General features: G+C 30.0%; 1 protein-coding gene. It reads left to right on the top strand.

Annotation, left to right across the window (positions count from 1 at the left end):
* Positions 1 to 250: 250 nt before the first annotated feature.
* Positions 251 to 473: hypothetical protein (locus tag KHA85_RS16680; protein WP_306666459.1), on the top strand; the 223-nt coding region annotated here is incomplete at its 3' end.

Below are 473 nucleotides of genomic sequence, written 5' to 3'. Positions count from 1 at the left end.
ATTTTCTACTAATAAAGAGGAATAAATCCCTCATATTTATATAAAATCATAACCACGCCTAAAAGACAATGTCATTAAGTTAAGGATATATTGAGGCGGAAGATTTAATAATAAATCCCGCCGCTCTTTTTTTGATTTTTTTCTGTTCAAAGTATTGACAAATCTTCACATATGTGCGGCTTATTATCAACGATAAAGAATTGATAATAAGCCTTTTGTTTATAGGTAGAGAATTTTGGAGGTACTGCTTATGAACAATGCAAGACATTTAAAAAAAGTTTTATTACAATCTATTTCCACACTTTCCCAACAAAAAGAAAAGTTCCTTTTCAATCCTCGTGTTGATTTTACGAGAAAAAGAAAACTTTCTTTTGATGAATTAATCAAGTTCGTTATCTGTATGGAATCAGGCACTATCAAAGATGAACTTTATAAATATTTTGGTTTATCAGGCAATGGCGTAACTGTATCTG

The sequence above is a fragment of the Dietzia massiliensis genome (genome assembly GCF_018390595.1).
Taxonomy (GTDB): Bacteria; Actinomycetota; Actinomycetes; order Mycobacteriales; family Mycobacteriaceae; genus Dietzia; species Dietzia massiliensis.
This window is presented reverse-complemented; position numbering and strand designations above follow the sequence as displayed.